This is a genomic window from Pseudomonas sp. NPDC087697, from assembly GCF_044743155.1.
Lineage (GTDB): Bacteria > Pseudomonadota > Gammaproteobacteria > Pseudomonadales > Pseudomonadaceae > Aquipseudomonas.
Genome location: NZ_JBIUVW010000046.1, coordinates 35,069 through 52,209 on the forward strand (window position 1 = coordinate 35,069; position 17,141 = coordinate 52,209).

The following is a 17,141-nucleotide window of genomic DNA, read 5'->3' on the forward strand; positions in this document are numbered from 1 at the left end:
CTAAGAGTCAGTGCTCGGAGTGCCACTGCCATTGATATAGGTTTTGTAGAGCTGAATGATCTGCGGGCCGGTATCACCCGAAGGATTGGGGCCAGGCACGTTGTCGCCTTGGCACTCCTTGACGAACTGCCCGAAGATCTCCGAGGTACTTCCCGTGCTACCGGCCGGCTGGACCACGAAATAGCAGCCAAAACCCAGGACCGGAATCGAGGTCGCACCATTGTTTTGCCCAGTGCAGTTGCCTATCACGACTTTCAGCATCCGTCGTTCGTAGACCCCACCGCTCTGGCAACCCGTGCCTGAACCGGCAATACATGCCGCGGAACTCGCCAGCCAGTCGTTATAACCAAGTACCGCCTTGCCGCCAGCGGTGAGCGTGCCGTTGCTCGAAATGACGGGTTGACCCTTGTACTCCGCCCGTGGCGGTGTGCTTGAGCTGTTCCAGCTGATCACGGGTGTGCTGTAGCTAACGATCAGGTCTGGCGGATACTGCGAAGCACTGACCGGTCCGTTGTACTGACCAAAGCGGGTGTTCAAACCCTGGGACGTCGGGCCAACCTTGTTGCCCGGTGCAGTCGTGACATTTTGCCCGACGCTGCGGCACACCGAGCCGCCTCCGGCCAGGTCCTGCCTGACCGTACTGCCACCCGAACCAAAATCGAGCAGCTGAAAGTTGCCTGGGCCAATGGGGGATGTAGTACCCGAGCCCGTTTTCAAATCCTGCAAATCGCCAAATTGATAGCCCCAGAACACACCGGTGCTCGGGCTGTATTTGGTCGGGTCACCACAGACCATCAATGGCGCGAGATCGCAAGGGCTGGTGGGGCTGGGGCCGGCAGTGGCCATCGCCGCCACCGACTTGTTGCCCAGACCGCCAGCGCCCAATGTCTGGACGAAGTTCCAGAAAAAACCGGTCAGGCTATAGTTCGGTACCGTTACCCGAACATAAGTGGCATTCGCCGGCCCCGGGTAGGAGAACGGCCCATAGACGTTGTTGGCCAGTTCCACCACAGCAAATGTGCCTGCACTGCCGCCAATGGCCGTTGCCAATTCAGTATTGCCAGTGGCATTGGCATTAAGCGTCAGCGTGTTCAGCGCGGCAGTGCGCGTTACGCTGGCAATGCTGGTACCGCCTGTCACCAGACTCAGGGTTTTGGCGCCACTCAGGGCCGCGGCGTCCACCGCATTCTGCAGGCGTGTCTTGTTCAGCAGCAGGTGGCCGCCGTCCAGCGCCAATGCCGCCATCATGGAGATCGCCGCCAATGCGATTACCATCAGAACGGTCACCGATCCCCGCTGGCGCCTTGGCGTTACCGGAAACGGCCGTTGAATTCGAGGATTCATCGTCAAGCCCTCATTTGCCGATACGGACCCGGATCGGCTCCGCCACTACCTGGGTGCCCAGGAAACTAATGCGCCCTGTCAGCGCACATTGACTACATGGGCATCGATGCCACGGATAACGGTGATAGCCCCGCCACCACTGCCGCTACGGTGCACCACGCGCCTTGGCGCAGTTTCGGTGGCCATAGCGATGGCCTGCGCAACAGGCGCAACAGGCGCAGCGGTCGGTTTTTTCGTAAGGTTCAGCGGGTTGCGCAGAGCCAGTTGCAACTTCCCTTCCGTCTGCGCCGTAACCAGGGCTTCCGCCTCAGTAGCTGTCATCTCCAGCGTCACTGCACGCACCACCACCGGTTGGGTCTTGTCGGTACCCGCCGTCTGATCCACCGCCAACACTCGCAAGTTCTCGAGGATGGTCCTGGACACGGCGTTGTTGCTACTGCCATCGGTGTGTTTGGTCGCCAGCACATCGACCCGATTACCTGGTAACAGGAACCCGCCAACACCAACCACATCGTCTACCCGTACCGAAATGGCACGTTTGTCTGGCGCAATCAGCGAGGCCAGGGTGCTGCCCCCCAGGTGCTCGCTAAGTCGTGCGCCACGTACAATGTCGCCCCGCAGGATGTCGAACGTGGCGATCTTGCCCACCGCCTTGTCACTGGAATCGAAGGCATCGTCCGGGATCGTATCCATGGGCATGCGCACGGTCGTGACCTGCTGGGCCTCGACCATCTGCCCGAAAGGAATCTCGACCGTGGCGACTACCACACTTCGAAGATGATCATCCGGGCTGGCATTGAGCCGTGCGCTCAGCCAGGAGTTGGCCATCCATGCGGCGCCAAGGCCCATGACCAGGGAAATACCAATCAGGGTGACAGTACGAGAACTCATGTCTGTATCTCCTACTCAAAGGAAGTCGAGCTGGACGAAGTAGTTGTGCCAGGCCCATTCCAGTTCCTGCGGCGACAGTGGCCCGGAACCGCCCAGGTAACGCTGACGATCGAGCGCCATGTTCAGGAGATCGCGGGGGTGGCAAGGCACCAGGGGCATGCCTTCAATGGCGTAAAGTCTCTGCAGTGCGTAACGCACCAGCAGCGGGTCATAACGTATGCCCAGACGCTCGGACTCCTGTTGCCAGATCCGTTCGTACTCTTCGGGCTTCAGGTAACCGAATTGCAGCTTGTAGCCAATCCGCCGCAGGAAGGCCTCATCGGCCAGCTCCAGGGGATTGAGGTTGGTGGAGAACACCAGAATCAAATCAAACGGCAGCTCGCAATGCCGCCCGCCCCCGAGATTGAGGAAGTCACGCTTCTCTTCCATCGGGACGATCCAGCGATTCAACAGCTCGGCGGGGGCCATGCGCTGGCGCCCCATGTCGTCGATGATGAACAGGCCATTGCTGGCCTTGAGCTGCAAGGCGGCCTGGTACTGACGGGTGAAAGGGTCATAGCGAACGTCCAGCTGTTCCATGCTCAACTCGCCGCCCGTGATGACAATCGGGCGTTTGCAGCAAAGTAGTCGACGGTCGATCCCTTCGTTGAGCATCAGATTGTTCTGTTGACTGCTGTCATCCAGCCGCTGGTGTACCTGCGGGTCATAGATCTCGATCACCGACTCGTTGATCACGATGGCATGGGGCACCCAGATGGCCTCGGCGAACAGGCGAATCAGCCGACTGCTGACATAGGTCTTGCCGGTACCCGCAGGGCCATAAATCATGATCGCGCGCCCGGAGTTCAGCGCCACACCCAGTTGATCGAGCATCCCCTCCGTGAGCACTACGCCGTTAAGCGCCGTGCGCATATCGTGAGCACTGATGCGTCCATGGTGAATGGTCTGCACCTTGAGCAGGGAACGGTAGGAACTCACCGGGAACGGCGCCGCTCCGATATAACCGCTACGCGCCAGGGCATCGCGGGCGGCACTGCGACCGCGTTCAGTCAGGCCATAACGCAGCGACTGACCGCCTCCTGTTTGCGCCCCCATCTGTCCAAGCACTTCGACACGACCATCCTTGCGCAGAAACGCCAGGACCTCTTCCATTACGACTCCGGCCAGCGCGAGGCGCTCTACCAGCCGCGGCATGTCCAGCACACCGGCGTCGTACAAATGCTTGCACACCAACTCGCCGAGAAAGCTGTCTGTCAGCCCCGTCTCGCTGATAGTGCACGGTTGGGGAGCCAGTCGCTGCACCGCTTCTCGCTCATTCTGGTAGGCATCACTATCGACGATGACGTGCATGACTAACCTCCCAACCCACTGGCAAAGAGTTGCCAGTGAACGGTGTTTAAAGTGCCGAGCAAAATGGCAATCGTATAAGGGAAAGGTTTGCCGGCGACTTCATCGGCAGTCGGTGCCAGATAGGCCTGTGCCTTCAGAATCAACCAATAGCGCCCCAGGGTCTGAAACAATTGACCGCGAACCAGCACTATCAGGAAACCGCACACGCCACCGGCTATCAGGCTGAATAATGCAGCCCACAACGCGTAATGGAACGGTAGAAAGCTGCCGACCATGGCCATCAACTTGACGTCACCGGCGGCCATGCCACCCAGGACGTACATGGGTAGAAACAGCGCAAAACAGATCAAGATGCCCAGCAGGCTATCTCCCAATCCGCTGACACCCCCTGAATAAGTCTGACTAGCCAATCCCAGGGCAAGACCCAACACAATCAGCAGGTTGGGAATACGGTGGCGAAGCAGATCGCTCACCACCGCCACGCCCAAAAGTCCTATCAGTAAAACAGTCGATACCATCAGTTCCGTGGACATGGCGCGTCTCCCGACTGGGAATTATCGTTATCAGCAAGCACCACCGTTAACCGCAGCGCACAGCGCCGTGATCTTGGTATTCACTGCGCCGCCAAGTAGAGTGAACGCAACGACAACAGCGATCGTAATCAACCCACCGGCCACCGCGTATTCCACAATGGTCAGGCCATCCTCGTCTTTGGCGAACTTGCGTACTGAAGTTCTTATTAATTGCAGAGTCATTTTGCGTACCTCACTTCTGCAGCCATACAGCTCAGAACGTACAGTGGCAGGGACAGCGCGAAGTTCATTGAGTTAACCGATCGTTCTACCAGCAAAACAGTAACAACCGGTTGCTCCGTGGACGTCGCCACGTCCCCCCACCGTGAGTTTTCGATATCAGCACGCAGCACCTTTTACGGCAGCGCACAGCGCTGTGATCCTGGTATTCACTGCACCGCCCAAAAGAGTAAATATTGCGGCAACAGCAACCGTAATCAGACCACCCGCCACCGCGTATTCCACAATGGTCAGACCGTCTTCATCTTTGGCGAATTTCAGTACCGAAGTCTTGATTGTTTGCAGAGTCATTTTGCCCACCTCACTCGAGTGTTGTTCTTCCGGGGAGCAGCACCTTATGCACTGCTTGTTAATACCTTAGTCAGGGTGCCGCCATGGGGGTTAGGAGGATTTTGCGCATCGCTAGGACTATTTTGCGGGGGCTGCCAACGACCGGGTAATCGGCGTCCGCAGAAGGAAAGAAAAGGAAAGAAAAGGAAAGGCTAAAACAAGGAATGGCCCGTAAATGCCATTGTCCTTGATGCGCAAGCGACGAACGGTTGATCCCGAGCGCACCGTAAATAAACCCATAAATAGCTGCCCGGCGCTGGCTTCCAGGCGAAACATAGAGCGCATAGAACTAAATTCGGTTTTTCTTATCAGGATTTAGTCTGCAAAGTGATATCACATTGACAATACTACTCAGCGGATGGAGGCACGAAGTACCTCAGAGCCCAGAGCCAAATACATGACGTCGAACGTGATCAGGAAACCATCACTACTCTGGTTCGATCGGACCCACGATCGGTCCACAACCGAACTCATCACGCAGTTCGAGGACGTCTGCGACTGCAAACTGGCGAAAGACAGCGTATTTCCGAGCGAGGTGCAGGCAGACATGATCTGCATTCACTTTGATCGCCCTGACACACCGGACCTGAGGATGTTGCTGGAGATCAAACGCACCATCCCCACCATCCCGATCACCATGTTCACCGTGCAGCACTCCGAAGAACTGGCCGTATGGGCCATGCGTTCTTGTGTCTGGGAATACATGGTGCTCCCCCTTTCAGCCTCCGAGAGGAATCGCTACCTGACGGCTCTGGTGCAACTCTACGAGCTGCGCCGCAATGTTAACGATCAACGCAAGACAACGCAGATCGACCATTCCCCGACCCTTCCGGGCAGCATCCGGATGACGCCGGGCCACCAAAAACACCAGGCACTCAGCAATGTACAGCTGTACATCGACCAGCACTTTCGGGAGACCATCGACCAGAGGGAATTGGCGAAGCGCTTCGGCATGACCGCATTTCGCTTCAGCCGCCTGTTCAAGGAAACTTACGGGCTCGGCTTCACGGATTACATTTTGAACAAGCGCATGAACTTCGCGAAGGAATTGCTCGACAACAGCCAGATGCCCATCACCAGCATCGGCTATGAGGCGGGTTTCAAGGATCCGTCCTATTTCGCTCGTGCCTTCAAGCAGTTCACCAACTGCACACCGAGCGAATACCGCCTGGCGCACCATCTCAGAGCGTCGGTAGCAGCAGAGCTGGATGACACAACCGCCGAAGTACTCGATAGCCTGATTCATAGCCTCGGAGGCTGAGGCACTTTTATAACGCGCACACAAAAACGCCGCTCAATGAGCGGCGTTTTTGTTAAATATGGAGCGGGAAACGAGACTCGAACTCGCGACCCCGACCTTGGCAAGGTCGTGCTCTACCAACTGAGCTATTCCCGCAATGGCGTCCCCTAGGGGACTCGAACCCCTGTTACCGCCGTGAAAGGGCGGTGTCCTAGGCCACTAGACGAAGGGGACACACGTACAACATTCACTCCCTACCGCGTTTCGCGTTTCGCTGTTCGCTGTTCGCTTTACGCTTTACGCTTTACGCTGTAAGTGGCGCGCATTCTATGGATGGATTGAGGGGTCGTCAACCCCCAACTATAAATTTATTTAAATCAATGACTTCGCCGCCCTTTGAGGGGCAATTCCGGGTTTTCGTCCGACCGGGGTTTGACGCCTATATTCTGTCACTCGCCAAGGCGCTATAGTCCTCTCCAGCAGATGATGGCAATGTGCACCCATCCACACATTAGCTATATAGACAGCGCAACGGCTCGATTCAACTCGTCGCGCCACCCTATGCGCTCCCAGGCTTAGCCTCTACACTCGCATGCAAACCCTATAAAGAGGTCTTCACGGTGACACCACTCATGATCACCCTGCTAGTAATAGTCGGGATCGCAATATTGATCGCCATTGGCTACATGAACCATGTGGTGGAAAACAATAAACTGGAAAAGGCCCGCACCAAGGTCGAACTCAATGATCGACTGCGCCGCTGTGGCGAAATCACCGAGACCTTCCCTGGCCAATTGATGACTCCAGCGCTCAAGCTGCTGCTGACGCGCCTGGAGCTCAACGTCTGTCAACGCCTGCTTAATCTGGAAAAATCCAGCTCGAAGGTCAAAGCCCGCATTGACGAACTGAGTGCGCTGGTCGCACAAGGCGAATCCATTCCGGTCAACAACCCGCCGGCACCGATCCAGACCGAAGCCAAGGCCAAGGACGTGCGCTTTCTGCTTGAGGCCCTGCATGGCCAGGTCACACGTGCGGCACAGGACGGTTTCCTGCCAGCCAACGAAGCCAAACGCTGGATCCGCGAAGTTCGGCACATTCTGGTGTTGTTGCACATCGAGTTCTTCAACAACCTCGGCCAACATGCACTGCAACAGGAACAACCCGGGCAAGCCCGCCTGGCGTTCGAGCGTGGCGTGCAGTACTTGCGTAAACAGCAAGACCCCCAGGTTTACAGCGAACAGTTGCAGTACCTGGAAAAACTCCTGGCGCGCGCCAACTCCATGGTGCTGACCAACATTGCGCCGGTGGAAGGTGAAGTTAACGAGTTGACCGAAGGCCTCAAAGAAGTAGAAGTCGACGCAGACTGGAAAAAGAAGGCTATCTACGACTGATAGTGATGTTGTGCAAAGCCATTCCAAATGGCTGACACAACACCTGTGGCGAGGGAGCTTGCGCCCTCGCCACAGACTCTAATCGATTTCACGCTTACAACCTGAAATGCCCCACCATCCCTTTCAGCTCAGCCCCCAACTGCGCCAGCTCGATACTGGACGTAGCATTGCCTTGCATGGCCACCGAGGATTGATCGGCACTGGCGCGGATGCTGGTCACGCTGCGATTGATCTCTTCGGCAACCGAGCTCTGTTGCTCGGCCGCAGCAGCGATCTGCTGGTTCATCTGCTGAATCAGCGATACCGCCGCCGCGATACTGCCCAGCGCGCTTTCGGTCTGTAGCGCATCACTGACGGCGAGTTTGACCAACTCACCGCTGCTCTTGATTTGCTGCACCGACGCATGCGCAGCTGAACGCAAGGCACTCACCAGACGCTCGATTTCTTCGGTGGATTGCTGGGTACGCTTGGCCAAGGCACGAACTTCATCGGCAACCACAGCAAACCCTCTGCCCTGCTCACCCGCTCGCGCCGCCTCGATGGCTGCATTGAGTGCCAGAAGGTTGGTTTGCTCGGCAACGCTCTTGATCACACTAAGTACAGTGCCAATGTTCTGGATTTCCGCGCTGAGGCTTTCAATGCTGGAACTGGCCGACGTCGCCGAATCAGCCAACTGCTCGATTCGCTGCATACTCTGACGCACGACCTGCTGACCGGTTTCGACCTTGCCGTCTGCTGTCTGCGCCGCCAATGCCGCTTCCTCGGCGTTGCGCGCAACGTCGTGCACGGTCGCAGTCATCTGATTCATCGCGGTGGCGACTTGCTCGGTTTCTTCCTTCTGGCTGCTGACTTCCAGGTTGGTCTGCTCGGTGACCGCCGAGAGTGATTGCGCGGAACTCGCAAGCTGCTCGATGCCGGCCTGCAAGCCACTGACGATACTGCTCAGTCCGGCGCCCATTTGCTGCATTGCCTGCATCAACTGTCCGATTTCATCACGTCGTGTCACCTGCACGGTCGCGCTCAGATCGCCTGCTGCAATTTGCTGAGCGACGAGAATCACACTGCGCAGTGGCGCAACGATCAAGCGGGTAATCACCCACGCGGCAATCAACCCAACCAGTAATGCCAAGGCCGACGACGCGATGATCAGCAGCGAATTTTTCTTCAGCTCTGCCTGCATCGACTGGTCTTCGGCGCCATAAGCCTGATCAACCCGCTGCACCACTTCGGCGGCGCGCTCATGCAACTGCTGATAGACCGTCTTCTCCTGAGTAAGGAGCCCTGTGTACTCGGCGAGTTTTTCGCTGAAACTGGCGATATGCCCGGTCACTTCATTGAGCACGGTCTGGTAGCCCGCGTCCTTGACCGTGTTCTTCAGCGTCTCAGCCTGAGTCAGCGCCTGATCGGCCTGCTCAATCTTGCCTTGCCCAGCGCTTTCGGCGTTGGCCTTGCGGCTTTGATCGAGGCGCACCCGCGCCTCGTTCATCGCCTGCAACATCAGTCGCGACACCTGACTGACCTGATTGGCCTGCTCGATAAACTCTGCACCCTCCTTGCCTTGCGAATCCTTGAGCGCATAAGCGCCATCGTCAGCAAGACCGGCCTGCAGCACATCGAGGTTATTGGCCACGCTGGACACCGACCAACTGGCCATTTCCAGCGCCAGGTCCTTGGACTGGGTCAGTTCGACGAACTCATCGAAGGCTTTGCGGTAAGCCCCCAGCGATTGCTCGACATCATTCATCACCGGAACGTTAGCCGCCGACTGAGCCTTGAGTTGCGTTGCGAGGGCGATCAACGCGTCAACGCCCTTGTGCAAGGCATCGACGGTTTTCGGATCACTGTGCAAGGCGTACTCCTGCTCCAGCAAACGCACCTTGAGCAAACCACTGTTGAGCGACGACATCTGCTTGAGCCCATCGAAGCGCTGACTGATGGTTTGTAAGGACCAGACGCCGATGGCGGCCACCAGGGCCGTCAACAGCAGGACCAGAACAAAACCGACACCCAGTTTTTTTGCCATACCGAGGTTGGCAAAACGTCCTTGCACGGCCGAAATCATTGCTCGTAACCCCCTTCCCAGACCCAATGGCAACATGGCCATTTTCAGTTGTTGCAGGTTCGCAACGGGGCGCACTCAAGCACAAGTCTTTGGCGCCGCAATAATGGCAAAAAGCTACGCAGAAGTCGTTTTCAGAACGGTCGAAGTCGATCCGGTAATGCGCAGGCCCGAAAAAACGCCTGCGCCCGTGGATCACTGGCATAAGCCACATTGATACGTAACCAGTCGCTGGCCTCACCACCGGGGGTGAAGTCCGTCCTGGAGGACAGCACGATACCGAGTTCGTGAGCCAGCGCTCGCACCTGCGCCGACTCGTGCGCTTGTGGTCGGGCCCAAATGTACAATCCACCGGCAGGCTTGCCGAACACCTCCCAGTCGGCGTCTTCAAGCACCAGCAACGTCGCCGCCATATCTCGCTTCAAACGCTGACGCTGGCGTTGTACCAGTTTGCGATAGGCGCCATTGGCCAACAGGCTGCTCAACACCGACTCGCAAAACCGCGAAGCACCCAGGCTGGTAATCCTCTTCACTTCTGCCAGGCGCGCAATGAATGCGGCGCTGGCCACGACATAACCGACCCGCAGCGAACTGCTGAGGGTTTTCGAAAAGCTGCCGACATAGACCACGCTCTCCCCCGCGTCCATCGCCGCCAGACGGGTACCGGCACTGCTCTGAAAATCAGCGTAGACGTCATCTTCGACAATGATGAGCTCATGACACTTCGCCAATTCAAGAATCCGTTGCGCAACGGCGGAGGTCAGGCTACTGCCGGTCGGATTGTGGAACAGGCTATTGATGAACAAGGCGCGGGGATTATTCGCACTCAACAGTGCCTCCAGGACTTCAATGTCCGGACCGCGAGGGGTTCGTGGCACCTCCAGCAATCTGACGCCGTGCAGCCTGAGCTGCTCGAACAGATTCGAATAGCCCGGACTTTCGACCACCACGCAATCACCCGGCTTGAGCAGAGCCCGTACGATCAGATCAAGCCCGTGAGTGGCCCCCGCAGTGGTGAGTACCTGATTCTCATCGACGGTGATATTGATCTGCTGCAGGCGCTTGAGAATCTGATGGCGCAAGGCAGGCAACCCATACGAGGTGCTGTAGTTGAACAATCCGGCCATGTCGGTACGAGAAACCTGGCGAATGGCATAACTGAGATCATCGCTCTCACGCCAGCTTTCAGGCATACCACCACGCCCTAGCGGCAGCTTGCCCAACGGACTATCGCCCAACCAGGCGTTGTTTGCGTCAGCCCCCGCGGGGCCCGATTTATCACCGCAACGATAGGTCGCAACCAAAGGCCCGGCCACAAAAAAACCCGAGCCATGACGCGACGCAAGCACGCCTTGGGCGACCATGCGTTCATACGCTTCAATGACACTGGACTGACTGAGCAAGTTATCCCGGGCCAGTTGCCGAATAGACGGCAAACGTGTTCCTGGCTCAACGGCACTTTGGCGAATCCAGCCAGCAAGGGCGTCAACAATTTGCTGCACGACGGGCACCAACGCCTGTCGATCGATTCTCAATTCCATGAGAGACCAACTCCAACTGTTTTTCTGGAGTCAGTTAAGCACAGGCGCCCAGATGAAGATGTGCGACAACGCCGCCAAAACGCGATCTTCTAACCCTTTGAAACACAATGTCCGATGATTCGCCGCACTCAAACCGCGTAATGAGAAAGCCCGCATAAATGCGGGCTTGCTCCTACGTCACTGCTGCCTGTTGCGCTCATGTAAACACGGCTTTTCGTCAAACCATCAAAACGCGGTCACCCCACCGTCCACCGCCAGCGAGTGACCGGTCGTGAACGCAGCACCATCGCAGCACAAATAAAGCACCGCACTGGCGATTTCCTCGACCTTGCCGATACGTCCTACCGGGTGCATGGCTGCGGCAAAATCGGCCTTCTTCGGATCGGCTTCATAAGCGCGGCGGAACATGTCGGTGTCGATGACTGCCGGACAGACCGCATTCACGCGGATTTTCTTCTTCGCATATTCGATGGCTGCCGATTTGGTCAGGCCGATGACCGCGTGTTTGGACGCCGCGTAGATACTCATCTTCGGCGCCGCGCCGAGACCCGCCACCGAGGCGGTATTGACGATGGCGCCGCCACCCTGGGCAAGCATCAGCGGCAATTGGTACTTCATGCACAGCCAGACGCCTTTGACGTTGACGCCCATGATCGCGTCGAACTCATCGACTGTGCCCTCCGCAAGCTTGCCCTTTTCGATTTCGATCCCGGCATTGTTGAAGGCGTAATCGACGCGGCCGTAAGTGCTCACCGCCTGAGCCATCAGGTTTTGCACGTCGCCCTCCAGGGTCACGTTGCAACGCACGAACACCGCTTCGCCACCGGCAGCCCTGATCAGTTCGACGGTGCCTTCGCCACCCGCCACATCGAGGTCCGCGACCACCACTTTCAACCCTTCGGCGGCAAACGCCTGGGCGGTCGCGCGGCCAATACCGGCTGCTGCACCCGTCACCAACGCTACCTGGCCGGAAAACGTCATGCTCATTGTTATGTCCTCGAAAAATGTGGGTGATCGCGTTTTCGCAGTCTAGCCACCCAGCCCCGTCACGCGGCAGCACTATCAGAGGGCCGGTTGATTCCTCATGCGTTGCAGTGATGGAGATCCCCGCCCAACTATCACTCCGTTGGATCGCGCTGTATTCGCTGAGTCAGCAAACCTTGCGACAACGGTCATGAGGGTCTATCACTCAGACTTCATTCAACCTTGAGTGCCCGCCATGACTGCCCAGACCAACCGTCAATTCCTGCTCGCCAAACGCCCGGTGGGAGCAGCGAACCGCGAGACCTTCACCTATCAGCAAGTCCCGGTCGGCGAACCGGCGGCGGGCCAGATCCTGGTCAAGAACGAGTACCTGTCGCTGGACCCGGCCATGCGTGGCTGGATGAACGAAGGCAAGTCGTATATCCCGCCAGTGGGCATCGGCGAAGTAATGCGCGCACTCGGCGTGGGCAAGGTGATTGCCTCGAACAACCCGGGCTTTGTCGTGGGGGACTACGTAAACGGTGCGTTGGGTGTGCAGGATTACTTCCTTGGTGAGCCTCGAGGTTTCTACAAGGTCGATCCGAAACTGGCGCCACTGCCGCGCTACTTGTCAGCGCTGGGCATGACCGGCATGACCGCTTACTTTGCACTGCTCGACGTCGGTGCACCGAAAGCCGGGGATACCGTGGTGCTGTCGGGCGCAGCGGGCGCGGTGGGCAGCATTGCCGGGCAGATTGCCAAGATCAAAGGCTGCCGCGTGGTGGGTATCGCCGGCGGCGCGGACAAGTGCAAGTTCCTGATCGATGAACTCGGCTTCGACGGCGCTATCGACTACAAGCACGAAGACGTGGTTGCCGGCCTCAAGCGCGAATGCCCGAAAGGGGTAGACGTGTATTTCGATAACGTCGGCGGGGATATTCTCGACGCCGTGCTCAGCCGCCTGAACATGAAGGCTCGCGTGGTGATCTGCGGCGCCATCAGCCAGTACAACAACAAGGAAGCGGTCAAAGGCCCGGCCAATTATCTATCGCTGCTGGTCAATCGCGCGCGGATGGAAGGCTTTGTGGTGATGGATTACGCCGCACAGTTCGCCGCCGCCGGGCAGGAAATGGCCGGGTGGATGGCCAAGGGGCAGCTCAAGAGCAAGGAAGACATCGTCGAAGGACTGGAGACGTTCCCGGAAACGCTGATGAAACTGTTCAGCGGTGAGAACTTTGGCAAGTTGGTTCTAAAGGTTTAACGCAAACTATTGTGGGAGCGGGCTTGCTCGCGAAAGCGGTGTGTCAGGCGACATTGATGTCACTGATACTCCCTCTTCGCGAGCAAGCCCGCTCCCACAATGATCTTCAGCGTTTGATCAGGCCAGTTCGGCCACGACGTCGGCCAGGGCTTTGGCCGGATCGGCCGCCTGGCTGATCGGGCGACCAATCACCAGATAATCAGAACCTGCATCCAGTGCCTGGCGCGGTGTCAGGATGCGACGCTGATCGTCCTGGGCGCTGCCCGCTGGACGGATTCCCGGCGTCACCAGTTGCAGCGACGGATGTGCCGCTTTCAGGGCTTTGGCTTCCAGTGCCGAGCACACCAGACCGTCCATCCCGGCTTTTTCTGCCAGTGCCGCCAGACGCAATACCTGCTCCTGCGGTTCGATGTCCAGGCCAATCCCGGCCAGATCCTCACGCTCCATGCTGGTCAGCACGGTCACGCCGATCAACAGCGGTTTTGGACCGCTGCGCTGGTCGAGCACTTCGCGACAGGCCGCCATCATGCGCAGACCGCCGGAGCAATGCACGTTGACCATCCACACGCCCATTTCCGCAGCCGCCTTGACGGCCATTGCCGTGGTGTTCGGGATGTCGTGGAATTTAAGGTCAAGAAACACCTCGAAACCCTTGTCACGCAAGGTCCCGACGATTTCCGAAGCGCAACTGGTGAACAGTTCTTTACCGACTTTGACCCGGCACAGTTTCGGGTCCAACTGGTCGGCCAGCTTCAGTGCGGCGTCACGGGTAGGGAAATCCAGGGCGACGATGATAGGAGTCTGGCAGGCGGACATGAGTGGGCTCTCAGGCAAGTCGAAATCGGCGCGCATTGTAGCGGAACGCGAGCCCGTCCGGGACCCGATGATCGGTAAATCATCTTCAACAGTGCCGATTAGCGAATGATAAACCCCGCAGGCACGACAATTGTGTCGAAACAGATACACTCACGACACGCCCTCAACATCGCCAAAGGCTACCCTCGCCAATCTCAAGACCTCCTACAGCACTTCCCGCCTCACGGCCGGACGCCTATGCTGAAGCCACAACCTCGCGGCCCATCTTTTGTGGTTGGCAGCCTCTCTGGCAGATGAACGTACGCATGCATAATAGCCCCGCTCTTCTGAACGACGATCAAAAAGCCCCTGCAGCCGGCGAAGACAAACGCTGGAGCACCCGTGCGCTGATCGTCGACGATGACGTTCCGATCCGCGAACTGTTGATCGACTACCTGGCCCGTTTCAACATCCACGCCAGTGGCGTTACCGATGGCGCCGCGATGCGCCTGGCGCTGCAAGCGGAGCATTACGACGTGGTGGTGCTGGACCTGATGCTGCCCGGCGAAGACGGTCTGTCGCTGTGCCGCTGGCTGCGCGCCGAGTCGGACATCCCGATCCTGATGCTCACCGCCCGCTGCGAACCCACCGACCGTATCATCGGCCTGGAACTCGGTGCCGACGATTACATGGCCAAGCCGTTCGAGCCACGAGAGCTGGTCGCACGGATTCAAACCATCCTGCGCCGTGTGCGCGATGATCGCACCGAGCAACGAGCCAACATCCGCTTCGACAACTGGCGCCTCAACAGCGTGCTGCGCCAGTTGATCTCCGCCGATGGCCTGGTGGTGCCGCTGTCGAACGCCGAATTCCGTTTGCTCTGGGTATTCATCGAACGCCCGCGACGGGTTCTCAGCCGTGAGCAATTGCTGGATGCCGCCCGTGGACGCTCGATCGAAGCGTTCGATCGTAGTATCGATTTGCTGGTTTCGCGCCTGCGGCAGAAGTTGGGTGACGATCCCAAATCACCTCAGCTGATCAAAACCGTTCGCGGCGAAGGTTACCTGTTCGACGCCCGAGACATCGGTTGATGCGTGCGCGCTTCGATACGCTGTTCGGCCGTCTGTTTGGCGTGCTGTTGCTGGCGATTTTCCTGGCGCACCTCTTGGCGTTCTTCTGGTTCCACCATTACGGCCATCCCCCGCCCCCTCCACCGCCGGAGTTTTCCGCCGAGTTCAACGGACAACCGCCGCCGCACTTCAAAAACAGACCGCCACGGCCGTGGTTTGGTGGCCCGATCGTACCGCTGACCTTTCAGCTCATCTCGCTGGTGATCGCCGCCTGGTACGGCGCGAAACTGCTCTCCCGGCCGATTCAACGCCTGAGCGCAGCCGCCGAGAGCCTCAGCGAAAACCTCGACAGCCCACCGCTTGATGAATCCGGCCCACGGGAAGCGCGGCAAGCGGCGCACACGTTCAACTTGATGCAGAAGCGTATCCGTGAGCAGGTGCAGCAGCGCTCGCGCATGCTCGGCGCCGTCTCCCATGACCTGCGCACGCCCCTGTCGCGGCTCAAGTTGCGCCTGGAGCAGGTCGACGACGACAAACTGCAAGGGCAGATGCGTCAGGACCTCGACGACATGATTCGCATGCTCGACGCGACCCTCAGCTACCTGCACGAACAACGTACCAGCGAAGCCCTGCAGTGGATGGACGTGCAGGCACTGATCGAGTCACTCTGCGAAAACGCTCAGGACCAGGGCGCGGACGTGCAGGCCAGCGGGCACTGTGCACCGTTGCAGGTTCAACCGATGGCCTTGCGGTCCTGCATCAACAACTTGCTGGACAATGCTTTGCGTTACGCCGGCCAGGCACTGATCAACCTTGAAGACAGCCGTGAACAGCTGATTATTCGAGTGATCGACCATGGCCCCGGTATCGCCGCCGACAAACGCGAAGCGGTGTTCGAACCCTTCTATCGCCTGGAAGGTTCGCGCAACCGCAACTCCGGCGGCGTTGGCCTAGGCATGACCATCGCGCGCGAAGCCGCCGAACGGCTGGGCGGTGCATTAAGCCTGGAAGAAACCCCGAGCGGCGGCCTGACCGCCGTGGTATGCCTGCCACGGGTCTGAACAGCCTCTGTGTGCTGTTTCGTACAAATCCCACATACCCACGACAACTCCTCCCCCGAGGCTGCATGGGCCGGTGCCTTCACCGGCTTTATCCATCCGCAGGGAGTGAGCCCATGATCGGCAGCGTCAGCAGTAACTCCAGCTATACCAGCGCCACCAGTGCGGCCTATGCCGCCCGCCTCCAGCAGCGTCAGAAAGAACTGTTCGCCAAGCTCGATACCAACGGCGACGGAACCATTTCCAAGGATGAGCTGAACACCGCCCTGGCGAAGAATCCCGACAACCCCGTACTGAAGAGCCTGAGCCAGCAATTCAGCAGTCTGGACACCGATAACAGTGGAAGTCTGAGCAGCCAGGAAATGGCCGCCATGACACCACCGCAACACCAGGCCAACAATCAGCCACCCAGCACGAAAATGGCCGACGCGATACTCAGTCTCCTGGACAGCAACGGTAATGGCAGCATCAGCAGCGCTGAGCTGAGCGCGGGCCTGACGAAAGCCGGCAGCACTGTCGACAGCAAGAGCCTGTTCGCCGCGCTGGACACAAACAACGACGGGACCGTGAGCAAGGACGAGCTGATTGCCGCCCTCACACCGCAACAGACGCAGACGCTGTCCAGCCAACCGGACACGAACTGTAATAGCAGCATCAGTGCCACCGAACCGAGCAATGCCCTGACCACAAGCTCGTCCACCAGCAGCACCGACAATGACGCAGCCCTGCTCACGGCATTGCAAACGGGCAGCAGCCAAACCAGCGGCACCATCGATCAAAGCGCCGTAGCCGAGGCTCTGAGCAAATTGATCGTCAGCATGAACCAGCAGTACTCGCAGGCCAATACGCTGAACTCAAGCAAAAACCTGAACGCCGCGGCCTGATTCAAGTGAAACCCTGAAAAGATCGCAGCCTGCGGCAGCTCCTACGCGGTATTCGCATTTACCGTAGGAGCTGCCGTGTTGTGGTCGAATATTTTTGGACCATGATGTAGGAGCGTCGATTTAAGGAAGCATCATGGGATATCGGGTTGTTA

The 17,141-nt window shown here is 58.3% G+C and carries 16 protein-coding genes, 2 tRNA genes and 1 pseudogene; 6 read left to right on the forward strand and 13 right to left on the reverse strand.

Annotated elements, in window-relative coordinates:
- The 6 genes from ACIPIN_RS24475 to ACIPIN_RS24500 form a co-directional block, all read right to left on the reverse strand.
- Positions 1-1,344, reverse strand: coding sequence for a pilus assembly protein TadG-related protein (locus ACIPIN_RS24475; RefSeq protein WP_401123209.1), 1,344 nt, complete (start codon positions 1,342-1,344; stop codon positions 1-3).
- Positions 1,345-1,422: 78 nt separating this feature from the next.
- Positions 1,423-2,235, reverse strand: coding sequence for a Flp pilus assembly protein CpaB (gene cpaB, locus ACIPIN_RS24480; protein ID WP_401123211.1), 813 nt, complete (start codon positions 2,233-2,235; stop codon positions 1,423-1,425).
- A gap of 15 nt (positions 2,236-2,250) precedes the next feature.
- Positions 2,251-3,585 carry an AAA family ATPase gene (locus ACIPIN_RS24485; protein WP_401123213.1) on the reverse strand — a complete coding sequence of 445 codons (1,335 nt, stop codon included), beginning with the start codon at positions 3,583-3,585 and terminating at the stop codon, positions 2,251-2,253.
- 2 nt (positions 3,586-3,587) lie between these two features.
- On the reverse strand, positions 3,588-4,118 hold the full coding sequence (locus ACIPIN_RS24490) for a prepilin peptidase (RefSeq protein ID WP_401123215.1): 531 nt from the start codon (positions 4,116-4,118) through the stop codon (positions 3,588-3,590).
- 30 nt (positions 4,119-4,148) lie between these two features.
- The gene (locus ACIPIN_RS24495; protein ID WP_401123218.1) at positions 4,149-4,340 is read right to left on the reverse strand and encodes a Flp family type IVb pilin; all 192 of its coding nucleotides are present in this window, start codon (positions 4,338-4,340) and stop codon (positions 4,149-4,151) included.
- A gap of 156 nt (positions 4,341-4,496) precedes the next feature.
- Positions 4,497-4,688: a Flp family type IVb pilin gene (locus tag ACIPIN_RS24500; RefSeq protein WP_401123220.1), complete on the reverse strand. Its 192-nt coding sequence runs from the start codon at positions 4,686-4,688 to the stop codon at positions 4,497-4,499.
- 436 nt (positions 4,689-5,124) lie between these two features.
- Between ACIPIN_RS24500 and ACIPIN_RS24505 the strand changes: the two genes are divergently transcribed.
- A complete protein-coding gene (locus ACIPIN_RS24505; RefSeq protein WP_401123222.1) occupies positions 5,125-5,988 on the forward strand; it encodes a helix-turn-helix transcriptional regulator in 864 nt (287 codons plus the stop codon).
- A 59-nt stretch (positions 5,989-6,047) separates the two neighbouring features.
- Here the strand turns inward: ACIPIN_RS24505 and ACIPIN_RS24510 are convergent.
- Together ACIPIN_RS24510 and ACIPIN_RS24515 are read right to left on the reverse strand one after the other, a co-directional pair.
- Positions 6,048-6,123, reverse strand: a tRNA-Gly gene (locus ACIPIN_RS24510).
- A gap of 2 nt (positions 6,124-6,125) precedes the next feature.
- A tRNA-Glu gene (locus tag ACIPIN_RS24515) sits at positions 6,126-6,201 on the reverse strand.
- A 398-nt stretch (positions 6,202-6,599) separates the two neighbouring features.
- Here ACIPIN_RS24515 and ACIPIN_RS24520 point away from each other — a divergent pair.
- Positions 6,600-7,358, forward strand: a complete 759-nt coding sequence (locus ACIPIN_RS24520; protein WP_401123225.1) for a hypothetical protein — start codon at positions 6,600-6,602, stop codon at positions 7,356-7,358.
- Positions 7,359-7,452: 94 nt separating this feature from the next.
- Here the strand turns inward: ACIPIN_RS24520 and ACIPIN_RS24525 are convergent, their stop codons facing one another.
- From ACIPIN_RS24525 to ACIPIN_RS24540, 4 genes and pseudogenes are all read right to left on the reverse strand, one after another.
- On the reverse strand, positions 7,453-8,334 hold the full coding sequence (locus ACIPIN_RS24525) for a methyl-accepting chemotaxis protein (RefSeq protein WP_401123245.1): 882 nt from the start codon (positions 8,332-8,334) through the stop codon (positions 7,453-7,455).
- Positions 8,314-9,462, reverse strand: a pseudogene (locus tag ACIPIN_RS24530) (HAMP domain-containing protein); the annotation flags it as partial. The pseudogene ACIPIN_RS24530 and the gene ACIPIN_RS24525, both read right to left, overlap by 21 nt.
- 89 nt (positions 9,463-9,551) lie before the next feature.
- Complete coding sequence (locus ACIPIN_RS24535) at positions 9,552-10,958, reverse strand: PLP-dependent aminotransferase family protein (RefSeq protein ID WP_401123227.1); 1,407 nt, start codon at positions 10,956-10,958, stop codon at positions 9,552-9,554.
- A 225-nt stretch (positions 10,959-11,183) separates the two neighbouring features.
- Positions 11,184-11,945: an SDR family oxidoreductase gene (locus tag ACIPIN_RS24540; protein ID WP_401123229.1), complete on the reverse strand. Its 762-nt coding sequence runs from the start codon at positions 11,943-11,945 to the stop codon at positions 11,184-11,186.
- Positions 11,946-12,177: 232 nt separating this feature from the next.
- On the opposite strand from ACIPIN_RS24540, the gene ACIPIN_RS24545 reads away from it, so the two are divergent.
- Positions 12,178-13,182 carry an NADP-dependent oxidoreductase gene (locus ACIPIN_RS24545; RefSeq protein ID WP_401123232.1) on the forward strand — a complete coding sequence of 335 codons (1,005 nt, stop codon included), beginning with the start codon at positions 12,178-12,180 and terminating at the stop codon, positions 13,180-13,182.
- A 117-nt stretch (positions 13,183-13,299) separates the two neighbouring features.
- Here ACIPIN_RS24545 and pyrF read toward each other — a convergent pair whose 3' ends face one another.
- On the reverse strand, positions 13,300-13,998 hold the full coding sequence (pyrF, locus tag ACIPIN_RS24550; RefSeq protein ID WP_401123234.1) for an orotidine-5'-phosphate decarboxylase: 699 nt from the start codon (positions 13,996-13,998) through the stop codon (positions 13,300-13,302).
- Positions 13,999-14,303: 305 nt separating this feature from the next.
- Here pyrF and ACIPIN_RS24555 point away from each other — a divergent pair, with 305 nt between their 5' ends.
- The 3 genes from ACIPIN_RS24555 to xopAW all read left to right on the forward strand — a co-directional run bounded on the left by ACIPIN_RS24555 (position 14,304) and on the right by xopAW (position 16,989).
- On the forward strand, positions 14,304-15,068 hold the full coding sequence (locus tag ACIPIN_RS24555) for a response regulator (RefSeq protein WP_401123237.1): 765 nt from the start codon (positions 14,304-14,306) through the stop codon (positions 15,066-15,068).
- Positions 15,068-16,108, forward strand: a complete 1,041-nt coding sequence (locus tag ACIPIN_RS24560) for a sensor histidine kinase (protein WP_401123240.1) — start codon at positions 15,068-15,070, stop codon at positions 16,106-16,108. Before ACIPIN_RS24555 ends, ACIPIN_RS24560 begins: the two co-directional genes overlap by 1 nt.
- Positions 16,109-16,221: 113 nt before the next feature.
- Complete coding sequence (xopAW, locus tag ACIPIN_RS24565) at positions 16,222-16,989, forward strand: XopAW family type III secretion system calcium-binding effector (RefSeq protein WP_401123243.1); 768 nt, start codon at positions 16,222-16,224, stop codon at positions 16,987-16,989.
- The last annotated feature ends 152 nt before the right edge of the window (positions 16,990-17,141 follow it).

What these genes read in the sequence shown, in the direction of transcription:
- ACIPIN_RS24475 (WP_401123209.1), bottom strand. Translation starts at nt 1,344, where the DNA reads ATGAATCCTCGAATTCAACGGCCGTTTCCGGTAACGCCAAGGCGCCAG.
- cpaB (WP_401123211.1), bottom strand. Translation starts at nt 2,235, where the DNA reads ATGAGTTCTCGTACTGTCACCCTGATTGGTATTTCCCTGGTCATGGGC.
- ACIPIN_RS24485 (WP_401123213.1), bottom strand. Translation starts at nt 3,585, where the DNA reads ATGCACGTCATCGTCGATAGTGATGCCTACCAGAATGAGCGAGAAGCG.
- ACIPIN_RS24490 (WP_401123215.1), bottom strand. Translation starts at nt 4,118, where the DNA reads ATGTCCACGGAACTGATGGTATCGACTGTTTTACTGATAGGACTTTTG.
- ACIPIN_RS24495 (WP_401123218.1), bottom strand. Translation starts at nt 4,340, where the DNA reads ATGACTCTGCAATTAATAAGAACTTCAGTACGCAAGTTCGCCAAAGAC.
- ACIPIN_RS24500 (WP_401123220.1), bottom strand. Translation starts at nt 4,688, where the DNA reads ATGACTCTGCAAACAATCAAGACTTCGGTACTGAAATTCGCCAAAGAT.
- ACIPIN_RS24505 (WP_401123222.1), top strand. Translation starts at nt 5,125, where the DNA reads ATGACGTCGAACGTGATCAGGAAACCATCACTACTCTGGTTCGATCGG.
- ACIPIN_RS24520 (WP_401123225.1), top strand. Translation starts at nt 6,600, where the DNA reads ATGATCACCCTGCTAGTAATAGTCGGGATCGCAATATTGATCGCCATT.
- ACIPIN_RS24525 (WP_401123245.1), bottom strand. Translation starts at nt 8,334, where the DNA reads ATGCAGGCAATGCAGCAAATGGGCGCCGGACTGAGCAGTATCGTCAGT.
- ACIPIN_RS24535 (WP_401123227.1), bottom strand. Translation starts at nt 10,958, where the DNA reads ATGGAATTGAGAATCGATCGACAGGCGTTGGTGCCCGTCGTGCAGCAA.
- ACIPIN_RS24540 (WP_401123229.1), bottom strand. Translation starts at nt 11,945, where the DNA reads ATGAGCATGACGTTTTCCGGCCAGGTAGCGTTGGTGACGGGTGCAGCA.
- ACIPIN_RS24545 (WP_401123232.1), top strand. Translation starts at nt 12,178, where the DNA reads ATGACTGCCCAGACCAACCGTCAATTCCTGCTCGCCAAACGCCCGGTG.
- pyrF (WP_401123234.1), bottom strand. Translation starts at nt 13,998, where the DNA reads ATGTCCGCCTGCCAGACTCCTATCATCGTCGCCCTGGATTTCCCTACC.
- ACIPIN_RS24555 (WP_401123237.1), top strand. Translation starts at nt 14,304, where the DNA reads ATGCATAATAGCCCCGCTCTTCTGAACGACGATCAAAAAGCCCCTGCA.
- ACIPIN_RS24560 (WP_401123240.1), top strand. Translation starts at nt 15,068, where the DNA reads ATGCGTGCGCGCTTCGATACGCTGTTCGGCCGTCTGTTTGGCGTGCTG.
- xopAW (WP_401123243.1), top strand. Translation starts at nt 16,222, where the DNA reads ATGATCGGCAGCGTCAGCAGTAACTCCAGCTATACCAGCGCCACCAGT.